This window comes from Microbacterium pumilum (assembly GCF_039530225.1).
Classification (GTDB): Bacteria; Actinomycetota; Actinomycetes; order Actinomycetales; family Microbacteriaceae; genus Microbacterium; species Microbacterium pumilum.
This window is the reverse complement of sequence record NZ_BAAAOH010000001.1, coordinates 1,927,596-1,945,255: the sequence shown is the minus strand read 5'-3', so window position 1 is coordinate 1,945,255 and position 17,660 is coordinate 1,927,596. Positions and strand designations below refer to the sequence as shown.

Annotated in this window: 10 protein-coding genes; 2 read left to right on the top strand and 8 right to left on the bottom strand. The window is 68.2% G+C overall.

Annotated elements, in window-relative coordinates; genetic code table 11:
* Positions 1 to 4: 4 nt before the first annotated feature.
* Complete coding sequence (locus ABD188_RS08535) at positions 5 to 2,224, bottom strand: NADP-dependent isocitrate dehydrogenase (RefSeq protein ID WP_344060513.1); 2,220 nt, start codon at positions 2,222 to 2,224, stop codon at positions 5 to 7.
* A gap of 144 nt (positions 2,225 to 2,368) precedes the next feature.
* On the opposite strand from ABD188_RS08535, the gene ABD188_RS08530 reads away from it, so the two are divergent.
* Positions 2,369 to 2,821: a GNAT family N-acetyltransferase gene (locus ABD188_RS08530; protein ID WP_344060510.1), complete on the top strand. Its 453-nt coding sequence runs from the start codon at positions 2,369 to 2,371 to the stop codon at positions 2,819 to 2,821.
* A gap of 42 nt (positions 2,822 to 2,863) precedes the next feature.
* Here the strand turns inward: ABD188_RS08530 and ABD188_RS08525 are convergent, their stop codons facing one another.
* The 6 genes from ABD188_RS08525 to ABD188_RS08500 form a co-directional block, all read right to left on the bottom strand.
* A complete protein-coding gene (locus ABD188_RS08525; protein WP_344060506.1) occupies positions 2,864 to 4,423 on the bottom strand; it encodes a hypothetical protein in 1,560 nt (519 codons plus the stop codon).
* The gene (locus ABD188_RS08520; RefSeq protein WP_344060503.1) at positions 4,420 to 6,261 is read right to left on the bottom strand and encodes a hypothetical protein; all 1,842 of its coding nucleotides are present in this window, start codon (positions 6,259 to 6,261) and stop codon (positions 4,420 to 4,422) included. Before ABD188_RS08520 ends, ABD188_RS08525 begins: the two co-directional genes overlap by 4 nt.
* 252 nt (positions 6,262 to 6,513) lie before the next feature.
* Positions 6,514 to 8,331, bottom strand: coding sequence for an ABC transporter ATP-binding protein (locus tag ABD188_RS08515; protein WP_344060501.1), 1,818 nt, complete (start codon positions 8,329 to 8,331; stop codon positions 6,514 to 6,516).
* Positions 8,328 to 10,151: an ABC transporter ATP-binding protein gene (locus ABD188_RS08510; protein WP_344060498.1), complete on the bottom strand. Its 1,824-nt coding sequence runs from the start codon at positions 10,149 to 10,151 to the stop codon at positions 8,328 to 8,330. The genes ABD188_RS08515 and ABD188_RS08510 overlap by 4 nt, the downstream gene beginning before the upstream one ends.
* Positions 10,152 to 10,535: 384 nt before the next feature.
* Entirely contained in the window at positions 10,536 to 11,030 is a 495-nt protein-coding gene (locus ABD188_RS08505) for a methylated-DNA--[protein]-cysteine S-methyltransferase (RefSeq protein WP_344060495.1), read from the bottom strand.
* Positions 11,027 to 12,526 carry a DNA-3-methyladenine glycosylase 2 family protein gene (locus ABD188_RS08500; RefSeq protein ID WP_344060492.1) on the bottom strand — a complete coding sequence of 500 codons (1,500 nt, stop codon included), beginning with the start codon at positions 12,524 to 12,526 and terminating at the stop codon, positions 11,027 to 11,029. The genes ABD188_RS08505 and ABD188_RS08500 overlap by 4 nt, the downstream gene beginning before the upstream one ends.
* Before the next feature lie 213 nt (positions 12,527 to 12,739).
* Here ABD188_RS08500 and ABD188_RS08495 point away from each other — a divergent pair, with 213 nt between their 5' ends.
* A complete protein-coding gene (locus ABD188_RS08495) occupies positions 12,740 to 16,873 on the top strand; it encodes a M6 family metalloprotease domain-containing protein (RefSeq protein WP_344060489.1) in 4,134 nt (1,377 codons plus the stop codon).
* A gap of 20 nt (positions 16,874 to 16,893) precedes the next feature.
* Here ABD188_RS08495 and ABD188_RS08490 read toward each other — a convergent pair whose 3' ends face one another.
* Positions 16,894 to 17,652: a hypothetical protein gene (locus ABD188_RS08490; RefSeq protein ID WP_344060486.1), complete on the bottom strand. Its 759-nt coding sequence runs from the start codon at positions 17,650 to 17,652 to the stop codon at positions 16,894 to 16,896.
* Between the last annotated feature and the right edge of the window lie 8 nt (positions 17,653 to 17,660).

Genomic DNA, 17,660 nt, shown 5'->3' with positions numbered 1-17,660 from the left:
GCTCTCAGCCCAGGGCGTCCACGATCGCGTTCAATGTCTGCGACGGGCGCATCACCCGGGCGACCAGCTCCACGTCGGGGTGGTAGTACCCGCCGATGTCGGCCGGCGACCCCTGAACAGCGAGAAGTTCGGCCACGATGGCCTCCTCATTTGAGGCGAGCTTCTCGGCAATCGGCGTGAACACGGCGGCCAGCTCGGGGTCGGCATCCTGCCCGGCCAGCTCCTGCGCCCAGTACAGCGCGAGGTAGAAGTGGCTGCCGCGGTTGTCGATCGTGCCCAGCGCCCGCCCCGGGGACTTGTCGTTCTCGAGGAACGTGCCTGTGGCCGCATCCAGAGTGTCGGCAAGAACCTGCGCCTTGACGTTGCCGGTGTAGTTCGCGAGGTGCTCGAGCGAGGCAGCGAGCGCGAAGAACTCACCCAGCGAGTCCCAGCGCAGATAATTCTGTTCGACGAGCTGCTGAACGTGCTTGGGTGCCGAGCCTCCGGCACCGGTCTCGAAAAGCCCGCCGCCGGCGAGCAGCGGCACGATGCTCAGCATCTTCGCCGACGTGCCGACCTCGAGAATCGGGAACAGGTCGGTGAGGTAGTCGCGAAGCACGTTCCCCGAGACCGAGATGGTGTCCTCGCCCTTGCGGAGGCGATCGAGCGAGTACTGCGTCGCCGCGGCAGGGGCGAGGATCTCGATCGTGAGCCCCTCTGTGTCGTGATCCGCGAGGTAGGTCTTGACCTTCCCGATCAGCGCGGCATCGTGGGACCGCGACTCGTCGAGCCAGAAGACGGCGGGCGAGCCACTGGCGCGGGCGCGGGTGACTGCGAGCTTCACCCAGTCGCGGACCGGGATGTCCTTGGTCTGGGTGGCGCGCCAGATGTCTCCGGGCTGCACGGTGTGCACGAGGACGACCTCACCGGCCTGGTCCAGCACCTGCACAGTGCCCGGGGCGGAGATCTCGAAGGTCTTGTCGTGGCTGCCGTACTCCTCGGCGGCCTGTGCCATGAGGCCGACGTTGGGGACCGAGCCGATCGTGGCAGGGTCCAGCGGACCATGCGCGTTCACGTCGTCGATGACCGTCTGGAAGACAGTCGCATACGACGAGTCGGGGATGACAGCGAGCGTGTCGTCCTCTCCCCCGTCGATGCCCCAGAGCCTGCCGCCGTTGCGGATGAGCGCCGGCATCGACGCATCCACGATCACATCGGACGGGACGTGAAGATTCGTGAGCCCCTTATCGGAGTTCGTGTACGACAGCCGCGGGCCGCGCGCCAGATCGGCGGTGATCGCATCGGCGATCGCAGCGCCTCCGTCCACCGACGCAAGTCCGGCCAGGATCGCACCCAGTCCGTCGTTGGGAGTCAGGCCGGCTTCGGCGATCTTGTCGCCGTAGCGGTCGAACACGTCGGCGAAGTAGACCTTCACCACGTGGCCGAAGATGATCGGATCGCTGACCTTCATCATCGTCGCCTTGAGGTGCACGGAGTACAGCACGTCGTCGGCCTTCGCCACTGCGAGCGTGTCGGCGAGGAACGCGTCGAGGGCGGCCGCCGAGAGGAAAGTGGCGTCGACGATCTCACCGGGCAGGACCTTCAACCCGGCCTTGAGCGTGGTGGCGGTGCCGTCTTCTGCGACGTGCTGGATAGTGAGGACGTCATCGCCGGGTGAGACCCAGGACTTCTCGTTCGACTTGAAGTCGTCGTGACCCATCGTGGCGACGCGAGTCTTCGAGCCGGCGGGAAAGGCCTTGTTGCGGTGGGGGTGCTTGCGCGCATAGTTCTTCACGGCGAGCGGCGCACGCCGGTCACTGTTGCCCTCACGCAGCACCGGATTCACTGCGGAGCCCTTGATGCGGTCGTAGCGGGCGCGGATGTCCTTGTCTTCGACTGTCAGCGCCTCGTCCGGGTAATCCGGGATGTCGAAGCCCTGCGACTGCAGCTCCGCGATCGCCGCCTTCAACTGCGGGATCGACGCGGAGATGTTGGGAAGCTTGATGATGTTCGCCTCGGGCAGAGTCGCCAGGCCGCCCAGTTCGGCGAGGGCATCGCCGACCTGCTGCTCGGGTGTCAGCCGCTGCGGGAACGCCGCCAGAACGCGGCCCGCGAGCGAGATGTCGCGCGTGTCGATGCCGACACCCGCCTGGCCGGCGACCGCCTGCACGATCGGCAGGAACGAGGCGGTGGCAAGTGCCGGAGCCTCGTCGGTGTGGGTGTAGATGATGGTCGAATCAGTCACCGGGTTCGTCTCCGTTCACGTCGTCATTTCAGCCTATCGCACGCGACAAAGTATCTTGACATCGAGATACTTTCGGCGATGTCGTCCATGTCGATCCGCTATTCCGAGAGTGCCGGATGGCGCGCATCCGGCTAACGTGGCCTCATGGGTGACCTCCGACTCGAAGAACTGTCCGCGTCCACGATCGTGGCGGTCAACAACATGTCGCTGAAGCCCGGGCAGGAGCAGTATCTCGCGCCCGTGAGCTACGGCATCGCCGCGACCGTCGTGAATCCGCAGACCACATGGCAGCGGGTCGTCCTGGACGGCGAAGAGGTCGTCGGCTTCGTCAGCGCGAACTTCGACGCCGAGGCACCGGAGGAGCACTTCCAGTCCGTGCTCTGGCGCATCAACGTCGATGCCGACGACCAGGGTCGTGGTGTCGGACGGTTCGCGGTCGCCGAACTGCTCGAAGAGGCGCGCACTCGCGGCATGGACCACCTCGATGTGATCTACGAAGCCGGTGAAGGCGGGCCCGAGCTCTTCTTCCAGCGCGTCGGGTTCACACCCGTGGGCGAGACCGAGTACGGCGAGGTCATCGCCGAGATCCGCCTGTAGTCCGGACGCCGGACACCCCGACGCACTCGGCGGCGAGGGCGGCTACGTGGACGTCGCACCGTCCGCAGCCGCCTTTTCCTTCGCCGCGCCCGCTGTGTTCGGCGGTGAGTTGCGAGCCGCCCGGCGCTCCGCCCACTCCTTCGTGGCCCGTCGCGACAGTGCAGCGAAGCCTTCCTGATCGTCGGCGGAGCGAAGTTCCGGGTCCCTCGCGATGAAGTCGCAGATCGCGTCATCGGCCATCGCGGCCTCGAACAGCTCGACGACCTCCGGCGCATCGAAGCTGTAGCGCCGCCATCGCGTGAGGTAGCACGCGAGACTGTAGGACAGCTCTGGATCGGCGCGAATCAGAAGCCAGGCGTCCGGGCGACCAATTCGGGCTTTGGCACGCGCGTGGGCCTGATCAGAAGCATCGGATCGTGCGGCAGAGCCCCCTCGATCGAGTTCCGCGGCAGCGGCGAAGAGCGCAGCCCGATTGATCTCGAAGACGCACTCCAACCGCAATTCGAGCCCACCGCCGTCGAGGATCCTGCCTGCACGCGGAAGGACGCGGTCGATGCTGTGCAGCGCGTCTGCGCGCCGCACGAGCTTACGAGCAGAGCCGGCGTGGCCGCGCGCTTCCGCTGCCGCAGCCGCGATCAGACTCCCCAGCTCCTCCGCGCCGCTCGCGGCGGCGGTCGCCTTCCCCGCCCATTTCTCGGCCACCGCAAGGGTTGCGGCCGAGAGGCTCTTCTCGGCGGAGGCTAATGCGCGCGTTGCGAGGACTGATATCCGCCGCGACACGTCTTTCGTCGTCTTCGCGCGGCTGATCACGCGCCTCGTCCGCCGCGAGACGGCTCGCCAGGTCGCCATTGCGGCAAACAGTCGAGGTGTGTCGTCGCGAATCTTCTGGGAGCGAGCAATGGCGGACGATCGCCCGCTCTCCATCGCACTCGCCTGGGCATAGGCTCGTCCGGCGTCATGATCACGAGCCGCTGCGACGAGCGCATTCGTCAAGCCGCGCGCGGCGGCGATCACGGCAGCCCGCGCGGTGTTGATTCCGTCCACGCGGTTTGCAAGCGGAGCAACATCGGCCACTTCCAACGCACTCAAGCGGATGTCATCGACAACCTCGATGGAGCTCGCCGCGAGGTCGAGGGCACCCAGCGCAGCAGCACGGGCCGCGCCAAGGGCCGTCATCTGCGTCAGGACATCGCCGGTCGGCGTCTGAACCAGTTGCTGCAATGCCCCCGCTCGCCCGATCACATCCTGCAGGTCAGCGCACCCCGCCTCGACAGACCCCACGATGACCTGCAGCGCCGACGTCACGCGGTCCCTGGCGATCTTGCGTGAGTCGCGGGCAGCGCCGAGTGCCGCCTGGGTCGCGGCATCCGCGGTCCGCGCCTGAGAGTCGGCTGTCCGCGCCCTCTTGTCGGCGGCGCGAGCGCGCGCACTCGCCCGCAGTCTCGGCGACCTTCGGTCGGGCTCGGTCAGCGCAGGCAATTCCGCTGGCGTGGCGGCGGCGGGCGGTTCCTCTGCCGTAACCGCGGCAGCGAGATTGCGGGCGACGGCGCAACGTGACACGAGCAGTCCCTGCTCGAGCATGTTCGGCGGTGCGGCCGTCACGATTCGACCTCGTCGAAGCGCTCGAGCCGCGCATCCATCCACCCGGAGTATGCGACCAGCACGTCGATGTCATCGGACTGGCGGTATCGCGCCTTCTGCAAAGTCACGATCGCAAGGCGATTCTGAGGGTCAGCCGCCACAGCGATCTTCAGCAGTTGTATCGCCCGCTCAGTGTCGAGATCTCGCATGTACCAGGTCAGCGCGATGTACTGAAGGGCCACGCCATCGGGGTTGGTCGCACCCGCGAGCCCGGCGGAGAACTCATCGGCGTACGCGGCGCGCATTCCGAGAAGGATCTCGGCTGCGATGCGGACTGAGAGAACTTCCCGGTCGCCGATGCCGTTGGGGTAGGGGGTCAGATTCTCCCACCCTGGCTCGCTCAGCCGGACGGTGCGCGCGACGATCGTCCGGGAGTTGCGCGAGACGACAACGGTGGCGTCCCGGTCTGTGCCGATACTGAACACGGCCTGCCACGGGTTCACACCGACCAGGAAGAGCACGATCTTCTGAGTCGCCGCGATCCAGTTCGATTTGGAGAGCTGCGTCAGAGCCGTATCGAACTCTGGGATGGTCGCCTCGCTCTGCACCTCGAGATTTGCGGAGCTCTTTTCGGCGAGCGCCTTCAGCTGGGCAGCGACATCGGCGCGTGACACTGTGCCGCCCTCTGCGCTGACCTCGATCGTCAGTTTGCGAAGGGTCGCGAGCCAGCACGCGACGGCGAATGATCCCGTCAGTGCCATCAGCAGGAGGACTGCGTAGGCGCCGAACAGGATGCCACCGGCGAGATCGCCATTCGCGGCCTGGATTCCGATGGCAGCGAACAACACGGGCATGAGCACGATAAGACCCCAGCCGATCCCGGCGGCGGCGCGGCGCGACTTGCGAGTCGAGGGGAGATCGCGGAGGAACCACGCCTCCACCATGAGACGCGCAAGCACGAAAAGGGCCAGGATCGCCCCGAGCACGAACGCCCCGACCGTTGCGAGGGGCTGCAGGTGATGCTTCACGAAGTCGTCCCACGAACTCCCGGCCATCTCAGCGTCGGTCTCATCGTCGGGCACAGTCGCAGGCACCAGAGCCGTGGCAAGCGTCAGTACCGCTTCGCAGGTCGGCGAGAGGTCGGCTGCTCCCGCACCCACGCCCGCAGCCTTGAGCGTTGCGACCGCATCGGCGGGCTTGCCGCCGTTCAATTGGCGGGTGGCGTTCGCACATCCCAGCTCGGCGATCGAGCTCATTGTCGTCGATGTGGGGGTGGACGCCGGGGGGGTCGGCGTTGACGCCGCAGACGGTCCGGCATCGGACGGAGTCGGGGTCGGCGTCGGCGTCGGCGTCGGCGTCGGCGCGACGAGCAGCCACGCCGTCGCGCAGGCGCCCTCGAGCCACTTCGCGTTGGTCGCGTCGACCCCCGCGGCTCCCAGCCGTCCAGTGACGCCGACGACATCCGCAGGGTTGGCGATCGCGTACTTGCACGCGCCCGGAAGCTCGGCGGTCCTGATGCCCGCGGCGGCCATCTGAGCGGTTTGCCATGCAGCACCGCAATCCGACGACAGGGCATCCGAATCGTCCACACCAGCGAGGGCGAAGATCGCGACCGCATTCTTCGCGCCGGCCTCCTTCGGCTGCGGCTGACCCTCGAAGCTGTCGGCGTCGGCGTACAACCTCGCCGTCGCGACCTCGCACACGACACCGATCTGCGCCTTCGTCATCGGCGACCGATTGTCGCCGGCCACGTACATCGCGACCGCCACGAGTATGAACAGCGCCAGCGCGAGCAAACCCGCAACCCAGCCGGCACCCGTCATGAGCGCGCGAAGATCCGGGCCAGACTTGGTTTCCACGAGCCCCCCGCCCACCCAGCTGTCTTGGGCTCATGGTGGCGTGCAGGCGAACTGCGCGTCAAGTGGTCAGCGACAACTCAGACCACACGCCGCCACGCACCCGCACGACCGAGGATCGCGCGGTCGAGCCTCGGCCGACCGCATCGCGATGGCCAGGCATCCGCCCTTCGACAAGCTCAGGGACCGGTCGACAAGCTCAGGGACCGGTCGACAAGCTCAGGGACCGGTCGACAAGCTCAGGGACCGGAACCGCTACACGAGCGACTCGCGCCACGCGGCGTGGAGCTTCGCGAATCGGCCGTCGCCGCCGATGAGGTTCTCCGGCGAGTCGTCCTCGATGATCCGGCCGTGCTCCATGACGAGGACGCGGTCGGCGATCGCCACGGTCGACAGTCGGTGCGCGATGATGATCGCGGTCCGGTCGGCGAGAAGCGTCTGCAGGGCATCCTGGATCTGCCGCTCGCTCGGGATGTCGAGCGATGCCGTCGCCTCGTCGAGGATGAGCACCGTCGGGTTCGCGAGGAAGGCGCGCGCGAACGAGATCAGCTGGCGCTGACCCGCCGACACGCGGCCGCCGCGCTTGTTCACATCGGTGCCGTAGCCGTCGGGCAGCTTCTGGATGAAGGCATCCGCCCCCACCGCGCGTGCCGCCGACATGATCTCTTCGAGAGTCGCGTCCGGCTTGCCGAGCGCGATGTTGTCGGCGACCGTCCCGCTGAACAGATACGCCTCCTGCGTCACCATGACGATCGCCCGGCGAAGGTCCTTGGGGTGCAGATTCTGGAGGTCGACGCCGTCGAGGGTCACGGACCCGCGGGTCGGGTCGTAGAACCGGGAGACGAGCTTCGCCAGGGTCGACTTGCCCGCCCCCGTCGTCCCCACCAGGGCGAGCGTCTGCCCGGCGGGGATGTCGAGCGAGAAGTCGTGCAGGATGACGCGGTCATCCGAGTAGCCGAAGCGGACGTCGTCGAAGTGGATGTGGCCACGAGCCTGCCAGAGGTCCACCGGCGTGGTCGGGTCGGGCACGGTCGGCTCCTCCTCGAGGACGCCCGAGACCTTCTCCAGCGCCGCGGTGGCGGACTGGTACGAGTTCAGGAAGAACGCGACTTCCTGAAGCGGCGCGAAGAAGTTGCGGACGTAGAGGACGGCGGCCGTCAGCACACCCAGCGCGAGTGTGCCGTCGACGACGCGGATGCCGCCCCAGAGCAGCACGAGCGCGACGGTTACCGATGCCACGGCCATGAGACCGGGCTCGAACGTTCCGAAGAGCTTGATCGAGCGCATGTTGATGTCGCGGTAGTCGCTCGACAGCTCGCCGAACTCGTCGTCGTTGCGCACCTCCTTGCGGAAGGCCTTGACCGCTCGCACCCCGGTCATCGTCTCGACGAACTTGACGATGACCTTCGCACTGACCACGCGCGACTCGCGGTAGACGACCTGCGAACGCGTGTAGAACCATCGCATCAGGAAGAACAGCGGGATTCCCATGACGATGAGGATGACGCCGGACTCCCAGTCCAGGAGCAGCAGCGCGATGAGCGTGAATCCGCCGTACAGCAGGCCCGACACGAGCTCGTTGAGTCCGCCGTCGAGCAGCTCGCGGATCGAGTCAAGGTCGCTCGTCTGGCGCGAGATGATCCGGCCGGACGTGTACGACTCATGGAACTCGAGGCTCAAGCGCTGCGTGTGCCGGAAGATCCGCTTGCGCAGATCGAGCATGACGGCCTGGGTGAGGCGCGCCGCGACGACGACGTACCACCCGATGAGCGCGGCTCCGCCGAAGGCGGCGACGAGGTAGACGGCCACGACGCCGATGGTCGGCAGCCAGTTCATCTCGTCGATCACGGCAGGCAGCGCCTTGTCGATTCCATACGCGATGAGCGCAGGGCCGGCGACTCGGAGTGCGGTCGACACGATCAGGACGACCGCGGCGAGCACGAGCTGCCACTTCAGCGGCGTGACCAGTGAGCCGAGCAGGCGCAGTGATCGGCGGCGGATCAGGCGACTCTCATCGCGCGAGTAGTCCGAGCGGTCTTCACCGCTGGTGCCGGTGACGGTCGTAGTGCTCACAGGTTCACCTCCCTCTCCCGAATGCGGGCTTCTTCGATCTCGAGACTCGAAATCACATATCGGTAGTGCTCGTTCTCGCGCAGCAGGTCGGAGTGGCGGCCGACGGCCGTGATGCGCCCCGCTTCGAGCAGAGCCACCCGGTCGGCGAGCGTGACCGTGGACGGCCGGTGCGCGACGACGAGCGCGGTCGTGCTGTGCAGCACTTCACGGAGCGCGTCTTCGACGAGCGCCTCGGTGTCGACGTCGAGCGCCGAGAGCGGATCGTCCAGCACCAGCACGGCCGGGCGGGCGGCAACGGCCCGTGCGAGCGCGAGGCGCTGCCGCTGGCCGCCGGAGAGGCTCAGCCCCTCTTCGCCGATGACGGTGTCGACGCCGTCGGGAAGCTCGTCCACGAACCCGGCCTGCGCGACCGCGAGCGCTTCTCGCAGCACTTCCTCGGCCTCGGGGCTGCCGGGTTCGAGATCCTCGCGACCGAGCAGGACGTTGTCGCGCACGCTCTGCGAGAACAGCGTCGAATCCTCGAAGGCCATGCCCACGTGGCGGCGCAGCTCGCTCAGCTCGAGATCGCGCACATCGACACCGTCGACCGTGACCCGGCCGCCGGTGACGTCGTACAGGCGCGAGGGAAGCGTGGTCAAGGTGGTCTTGCCGGAACCGGTGAGGCCGACGAGAGCCATCGTCTCTCCCGGTTCGAGGACGAGGTCGATGCCGTCGAGCAGATCCGGCTCGTGGGTACCGGCATCCTGATACCGGAAGTGCACTCCCTCGAACGCGAGCTCGCCGCGCGGACGAACGATGGTCTCGGGGCTCTCGGGGTCGACGATCGTGTTCTCCTCGTCGAAGACCTCGAAGATGCGATCGGTCGCGGTGCGGGCATCGAGGAGGAACGAGTACAGGAACCCGATCGACTCCATGGGCCAGCGCAGCACCGTCGCCATCGCGAAGAACGCGATGAGCTCGGCCACCTGCAGTTGGCCGAGCTGCACCAGCACGATGCCGGCGCCGAGGCACAGCGCGAACGCGATGTCGGGCAGCAGCACCAGCCAGAACCAGATCCAGCCGATCGCGCCGGCCTTGTGGAGTTCGGTCGCGCGCAGCGTCTCGGCCTGCCGGGTGAACTTCTCGAGCGCGTGCTTGCCGCGTCCGAAAGCCTTCAGAACACGGATGCCGTGAACGCTTTCCTCCACAGCAGTCGCGAGGTCTCCGGCCTGATCCTGGCTCTTCCGTGCCAGCGAGCCGTAGGTCTTCTCGAAGCGGTACGCCGAGTACCACAGCGGCGCCGACGACAGGATGAAGATCGTGGCGAGGATCCAGTGCCAGCGGAACAGGATCACCGAGCCGACCAGGATCGTGATCATGTTGACGACGAGCAGCACGATGCCGAACGCCATCCAGCGGCGGATGAGGCTGATGTCCTGCATCATGCGGCTGAGCAGCTGCCCGGACTGCCAACGGTCATGGAACGCGACGGGCAATCGCTGCAGGCGCGCGTAGAAGCCCACGCGCAGGTCGTACTCGACCTTGGTGGCGGGGGCCAGCACGAACCAGCGGCGCGCCCACACCATCAGCGCCTCGAGGAGGCCCAGGACGAGGATCAGCACGGAGCCCCACACGAGCTGTGCGGGGTCACCGGATGAGATCGGGCCCGCGACGATCGCCTCGAGGACGAGCGGGATCGACAGAGCGAGCAGGCTCGCGATCAGGGCGCTGACGGCGCCGAGGATGAGGCGCGGAAGCACCGGTTTGGCGAAGGGCAGCAGCCTCGCCAGGGCGCGGGGCGTGGAGAGTGCGGACCGTGTTGGTTCGGCGGTGACAGTCATGATCCTTGTGGGGGTCCTAGGGAGTCCTGGTGAGGACGGTGGTGCGGAGGGCCTCGGAGAGGCGGTGCCGCGCGGGACGCGGCTGAGACGCTCCTTCGGAGGAAGGGAACGCTCGGAGAGTCGGCGGTATGCCGGACCGGCGGAAGCCGAGGAGTGGAGGCGGTTCTCCTACGACTCGATTCGCGGTCGCGTGAGTCCGGCAGCACCGAGGACGAGCGAGGTCTTGGCGATGGCGACCTGATACATGGCATCCTCCTGAGGTGTGAGCGGACGGGGGTCGTACGCGAGCGCGACAGCCCTCCAGCCTAGTGCTGGGAGTTCGCTGAATGCAACACGGCCGCTCGGCCCCGTCGATGGCGGGACACGAGCGGCCGAGTGGTGCCGTTACGCCGCGGACTCCCGTGCGAGGAGGCTGCGCTTGACGTCCAATCCCCACGCGAATCCCCCGAGCGAGCCATCCGACCGCAGCACGCGGTGGCACGGCACGAACAGTGCGGGCGCATTGCGTGCGCAGATGGATGCCGCGGCCCGGACAGCAGACGGCTGTCCGAGCTCGGCCGCGAACTCGGCGTACGAGAGCGGATGCCCCGGCGTGATCCGCCGCAGCGCGGCCCATCCTGCGGTCTGCATCGCGGTGCCGTCCTGCGCGACGGGGACGTCGTCGATCGCGGCGAGATCGCCGGCGTAGAACGCGACGGCAGCGGCGGCGGCATCCGTCTCGCCTTCGGCGACCGAGGTCGGCCGCAACCTCGTGTGGATGCGGTTCAGAACGGCCTCGGGATCGGCGGTCCACCCCGAGGCGAGGACCCGCCCCCGCTCGTCGGCGATGAGCGTGAAGGCCCCGTCGGGCGTGTCGATGGTCTGAATGGTGGCGGTCATGGTGTCTCCTCGGGTGTCTTCCGGCGGCGCACCGGTGCTGCACGCCACAGATGCGCGGTCAGGTAGGAACGCCACGGCGCCGTGCGTGCCGCCCATTCGGCGAGCGGCGCGGGCTCGGCGGGGATGCCGGCCGCCGCGGCGCCGGCGCGGACGGCCACGTCGCCGGGCAGGAACACGTCGGGGTCTCCCGTGACGCGCATGCGGACATAATCGGCTGTCCACGGGCCGATCCCCGGCATCGCGAGAAGCGCCGCGCGCTGCTCGGCGCCGTCATCCCCCGCGCCCAGTCGCAGCGCGCCGTCGGCGAGCTCTCCTGCGGCGCCGATGAGGGCGCGGGTGCGAGCGGCGGGTCCGCGGAGCACCTCGTGCCCGTGCTCTGCGATGGCCGACATCGACGGAAAGAGCAGGTCGGTCTCACCGAATTCCTCGACCCGCTCACCGAGCGCCTCGGCGAGCGCCGTGAGCGCTGTCCGCGCGGCAGAGACGGTGATCTGCTGGCCGACCATCGCCCGGATCAGCATCTCATCCGGATCTGCGGCCCCGGGCACGCGGATGCCCGGCACCGCCGCGACGAGCGGTGCGAGTTCGGGATGCCGCGTCAGCGCCTCGTCGACCGCGATCGGGTCGGCGTCGAGGTCGAAGAGGCGGCGCGCGCGCGTCACGAGGGTGGAGAGGTCGGCGAGGTGGGTGAGGCGTGCCCTCAGCCGCACCCTGCCGACTTCGTCGAGACGGATCTCGAACCAGGCCGGCCCGCCCGGGAGGCGAAGCGTTCGTGCGAAGGTCGTGTCGGTCGCGACCTCGACTCCGGGGATGGCCCGCGCCCGCATCCAGCCGAACAGGCCCGCCGCATCGAGCGGTCCGCGGTGCGGCAGCACGAGGTCGATCGCGCCGGGGGCGTCCGACGCGGCACTGTGCGGAATGGTCCGCCGGCGCCGCGCTCGCAGCTCGAGCGGCGGCATCCCGAACACTTCGCGGACGGTGTCGTTGAACTGGCGAACGCTCGCGAAACCGGCCGAGAATGCGACATCCGCCGCGGGCAGCTCCGTGCCGACGAGCAGCATTCGCGCGGTGTGCGCGCGGTGCGCCCGGCTGAGCGCCAGCGGCCCTGCGCCGAGCTCTGCGGTGAGCAGTCGGGTGAGGTGTCGCGGAGAGTAGCCCAGCCGCGCAGCGAGGCCCGGGACGCCCTCGCGCTCGACCACGCCGTCGGCGATGAGGCGCATCGCGCGCCCGGCCGTGTCGCCGCGGAGATCCCACTCAGGCGACCCCGGTGCGGCCTCGGGCAGGCAGCGTTTGCACGCTCGGTAGCCCGCCTCGTGCGCCGCCGCCGAGGTGGCGTAGAACGAGACGTTCGACGCCTTCGGTGTGCGCGCTGGGCAACTCGGCCGGCAGTAGATCCCGGTGGAGCGCACCGCCGTGACGAACTGTCCGTCGAAGCGCGTATCGCGCGACTCGATCACGCGATACCGCTCGGCGAAGCTCATGGCGGGGCTGCTCATGCCTCTAGCCTGACATGCCCCGATGACGTCGGCTGGCGGAAATCGGACACCGCCGTCAGCGCACGATCGAGCCCGCTGATGAGGCGGGACAGCGTCGCTGCCGCCGCTTGAGAGTCCGAGGCTGTGGAGGACTATTCCACGCGGCATCGCGGTGCGCTACTTTTGGCACATTCAAGCTCCTCACTGGGGAAGAGCTGCTGGGGAAGGCCGATCATGGGCGCATCTGCCCTCACCCGATTCATCGCAATCGTCGGGACTGCGACTCTGACAGTGACTCTCGCGATCGCGTCATCCGCCGCCGCGGCGCCGTCGCCCGAATCGGCGGGAGCGGCGCCTTCGGGATCACTGAGTGCAGCGACCGACCCGCCGCCGCAGACCGACGTGATGAGGGGAGCCAACCCCAAGGCCCCCGACCTGGGCAATCCACTCGCCCGGCCAACCGTGGTCTCACGCGGCGCGCCGGCCGACAGCACGCTCCGGAAGTTCGTACAGCCGGACGGCACCACGTTCGCAGCGCGGGCCGTGGGCGACGCGGTGAGCAGCGCCGTGCGCACCGAGGACGGTCATGTGATCGTTCAGGACGAGTCCGAGCAGTGGGTGTACGCGACCAGGAGCGGCGGAGCATCCGATCTCGTCGTCGGCGAGGATGCCGCTCCCCGCGCGGTCGCGACCGCACCCGCAGATCCCGTCGATCCCCCGCAGGGCTTCGCGGTCGAGGCGAACAACGTCGGGACTCAGCGAACACTCGTCATCCTCGTCAGCTTCACCAACCGGCCGAGCGTGGGCAGTACCGCTGCTCAATGGAGTGCCAAGTACTTCGGAGCGGGCAACAGCGTGCGCTCGTACTACAAGCAGGCGTCATACAACCAGCTCGACTTCGCACCGGCGCTCGAGACGCAGGGCACGGTCAACGACGGGGTCGTCGGCTGGCTGCAGCTTCCCTACGCTCACCCGAACGCAGGAGGCGCGTACTACCAGCAGGTGAACGGCGTCATCCCGAGCCAGGCAGTCACGCGTGACGCCATTCTGGCCGCCAACCCGTACGTCAATTACGCGAACTACGACACCAACGGCGACAGCGTCATCGAGCCGTCGGAGCTGCACATCACTGTCATCATGGCCGGCTATGAGTCCGCCATGCTGAGCGGGTGCCCGGCTACCGGGGCGGAGATCTGGGGCCACCAGTGGAGCCTGCTGAACGGCTACCTGCCGCCCGCAGCGACCACGGACGGCAAATGGGTCGGCGCCTACGGGTACACGCAGTTCGGCGAGTGGCATGCGTCGTGCCCCAACACCGAGACCGGCACGATGGCGACGATCGGCATCATGGCGCACGAGATCGGGCACGACATCGGCTGGCCCGACCTGTACGACGCCTATCCGGGCGGCAACAACCCTGATTCGGCGGGGATCGGCGTGTGGAGCATCATGTCGGGCGGCTCGTGGAATCAACTGCCGGGCCAACGCCCCGGTGACACCCCGTCGCTCCCGGATGCATGGTCGAAGTATCTTCAGGGATGGGTCCAGCCGACGGCGTATTCACCGACTGCGACCACGGTCTCATTGGGCTCGGCGGCGACGAATCCCCATGTCGTTCGCCTCCTCGACAATCCCAATGGCGTCGACTGGAAATGGGCGGCCGGCACCGGCGAGTACTTCCTCATCGAGAATCGGCAGAGGGAGGGCTACGACGCCGCGCTGCCCGGCTGCGGCCTGCTCATCTGGCACATCGACGAGACCCGAGTGGACAACGGCGATGAGAATCACCGGCTCGTGGACCTCGAGGAGGCCGACGGCCGCAACGATCTCAACGGCATCTCGAACGACGGCGACGCCGGTGACCCGTTCCCCGGGTCGACCGCCAAGCTCGCGTTCAACGTGTCGTCGACCCCCAACAGCAGGCTGTACAGCGGTGCGGCCTCTGGCGTGTCGGTGTCGGTCTCGAGCACGTCGTGCGCATCGCCGATGTCAGCCACGGTCGCCACGAACGGCATTCCTCCCGCCAACGACGCGTTCGCGGGCGCAACCGTCATCGACGGGGTCTCCGGCACGCGAACCGCGACGACCGTGGGGGCGACGAAGGAGGCCGGCGAGCCCGCGCACGCAGGCAACGGCGGCGGCCACTCGATCTGGTACTCGTGGACGGCGCCAGCCAGCGGAACGCTCACGGTGACCACGACCGGCTCGACCTTCAATACACTCCTGGGCATCTACCGGGGTTCGAGCGTCACGACCCTGACCGCGGACGCCAGCAACGACGACGAGCCTCCAGGCGGCCTGATCACGTCGCGGGTGTCGGATCTCGCAGTGACGGCGGGCACGGTCTATCGGTTCGCCGTCGACGGCTTCGGCGGCGCGACCGGATCCGTGAATCTCACGTGGAACCTCACCGCTCCTGCGCCCGCGAATGATCTCTTCGCCGCTGCAACCACGCTGACCGGTGCGTCCGGCGCCGCGACCGGGACGAATGTCGCAGCCACCAAGGAACCCGGTGAGCCCGTGCACGCGGGCAATGCCGGCGGCTCGTCAGTCTGGTACTCGTGGACCGCACCCGTGACCGGCACTCTCGATCTCTCGACCGAGGGATCGACGTTCGACACCCTCCTGGCGATCTATCAAGGGAGCGCGGTCGGCGCCTTGACGCCGAAGGCGAGCAACGATGACGACAGCAACGAAACCGGTGTCATCACCTCGAGGATCGAGGACTTCGCCGTCACGGCCGGCCAGGTGTATCGGATCGCCGTCGACGGGTATCTCCACGATGAGACCGTGGGTGCCGGGCAGATCGCGCTGGCGTGGCAGACGACGGTCGTCGGACCGCCGCCTGCCAACGACTCCTTCGCCTCTCCGATCACACTGGCCGGCGCCGGCGGGACCCTGTCGGGAACCAACACCGACGCCACCAAACAGGCCGGCGAGCCGAATCACGCCGGCAACGTCGGCGGCAGGTCGGTGTGGTACTCGTGGACCGCACCTGCGACGGGGCAGCTCTCGGTGTCAACGGGCGGATCCGACCTCGATTCCCTCCTCGGTGTGTACGTGGGTTCCAGCGTGGGCAGCCTCGTCGTGACTGCCCAGAACGACGACGAGAACTTCGATGAGGGCATTTACACGTCCACCCTCTCGAGCGTCCCTGTGCTCGGCGGCCAGACATATCGGATCGCGGTCGACGGCTACAACCTGGGCACCGGTACAGGCGCGGCGTCCGGGCCTTTCACCCTCACCTGGGCGTTCTCGGACGAGTTCACCTCGCTGGTGCCGTCGCGCGTGCTCGACACCCGTTCGGGGGTCGGCCGGCCGGGAACGTCAAAGGTCGCCGCGGGTGGCACGGTGACCCTGGACGTCACCGGGGTCGGCGGGGTGCCGGCATCCGGCGTATCGGCGGTGGTGTTGAGCATCACCACCACCCAGTCTGCGACGGGGGGACGGATCACCGTCTACCCGAGTGGCCAGCCGAAACCCAACACGACGGATGTCAGCTATCAGGCGGGCGCCAACATGACCGGGCTGGCGATCGCAAAGGTCGGCGCCGACGGCAACGTCAGGCTGTTCTCCACCGCTGCCACTCACATGGGAGCCGACGTCGTCGGCTACTTCCCCTCCGGGTCGGAGTTCACCTCACTGAAACCGGCGCGGGTGCTCGACACCCGGTCCGGCGTCGGTCGGCCGGGAACCGCGCAGGTTCCTGCCGGGGGCACCGTGACCCTCGACGTCACCGGCGTCGGCGGGGTGCCGGCATCCGGTGTCTCGGCGGTGGTCGTGAGCATCACCACCACCCAGTCCGCGACGGCAGGACGGATCACCGTCTACCCCAGCGGTCAGGCCAAACCCACCGCCACCAACGTGAGCTACCAGCCCGGTGCCAACATGACCGGCCTGGCGATCGCGAAAGTCGGCGCCGACGGCAACATCACACTCGCGTCCACCGCCGCCACCCACATGGGAGCCGACGTCGTCGGCTACTTCCCCTCCGGATCCCAGTTCACCTCACTGACACCGGCGCGGCTGCTCGACACCCGATCCGGTGTCGGCCGGCCGGGAACCGCGCAGGTTCCTGCCGGGGGCACCGTGACCCTCGACGTCACCGGCGTCGGCGGGGTGCCCGCATCCGGAGTCTCGGCCGTGATCGTGAGCATCACCACCACCCAATCCACCACGGCAGGACGCATCACCGTCTACCCCAGCGACCAACCCAGACCCACCGCCACCAACGTCAGCTACCAGCCCGGTGCCAACATGACCGGCCTGGCCATAGCGAAGGTCGGCGCCGACGGCACCATCAACCTGTTCTCGACAGCCGCCACCCACATGGGGGCCGACGTCGTCGGCTACTTCCCGACCCCCTGAACGGGGGGATCGGATCGGAGTCAGTGGCCCGGTCGATCGCCGGAGTCAGCACCGGGCTTCAGATCCTCGCGCGGTGCCAAGGTCATCCCGAGCAGCCCGATCGGCACCTCCATCGCACGGATGAGCGTCTCGTCGGACACCAGGCCGCGCGTTCCGAGCACCTCCAGTGCGTGCTGGACGTCGGAGTGAACGCGCGCCCTCTCGTCTGGCGCCATGGCATCCAGCGCCTTCTGCAGACGCGCGAAGTTGCGCTCCCAGCGCGCCGATCCCGAATCGGCCGGACGGCGATAGAACGCGAAATGGAGGGCGCCGACAACAACGTCGGCGATGAAGCCGAGCACTCCGATCCCGCCGAGGGCCGCATCCTGCACCACTGCGATGATGGCGACGACCGCTCCGATGCTCGAGGGCGCCACGTGCAGCACGCCCAGAAGTCGGCCCACCTTCGGATCGACGCCGACGGTGTCGCGGCGGTCTGTGGCGAACCCGATCCCGGCGATCAACGCTGCGATCGCCGCCAGCGCACCGCCCAGTCCGACCTGAGCGACGCCCCCGCGGAACACCCACGCGAGAACGATGATCGCGGCGACGAGCGGAAGCGTGAAGCTCGCGATGTTCGCGACCGTGAGCAGGCAGCCCCATCCGCTGGCGACGCCCTTGGACAGGTCGCGCCACGCCTCGGCGGGGGCGAAGTACGCCATGGCCCGCCGCAGCTCGGGGATGCCGTGGAGTGCCCGGGCCTCGAGCTTCCACCAGTCGATCGGCGCCCACGCGTCCACCGACCTGG

What these genes read in the sequence shown, in the direction of transcription:
- ABD188_RS08530 (WP_344060510.1), top strand. Translation starts at nt 2,369, where the DNA reads ATGGGTGACCTCCGACTCGAAGAACTGTCCGCGTCCACGATCGTGGCG.
- ABD188_RS08510 (WP_344060498.1), bottom strand. Translation starts at nt 10,151, where the DNA reads ATGACTGTCACCGCCGAACCAACACGGTCCGCACTCTCCACGCCCCGC.
- ABD188_RS08505 (WP_344060495.1), bottom strand. Translation starts at nt 11,030, where the DNA reads ATGACCGCCACCATTCAGACCATCGACACGCCCGACGGGGCCTTCACG.
- ABD188_RS08500 (WP_344060492.1), bottom strand. Translation starts at nt 12,526, where the DNA reads ATGAGCAGCCCCGCCATGAGCTTCGCCGAGCGGTATCGCGTGATCGAG.
- ABD188_RS08495 (WP_344060489.1), top strand. Translation starts at nt 12,740, where the DNA reads ATGGGCGCATCTGCCCTCACCCGATTCATCGCAATCGTCGGGACTGCG.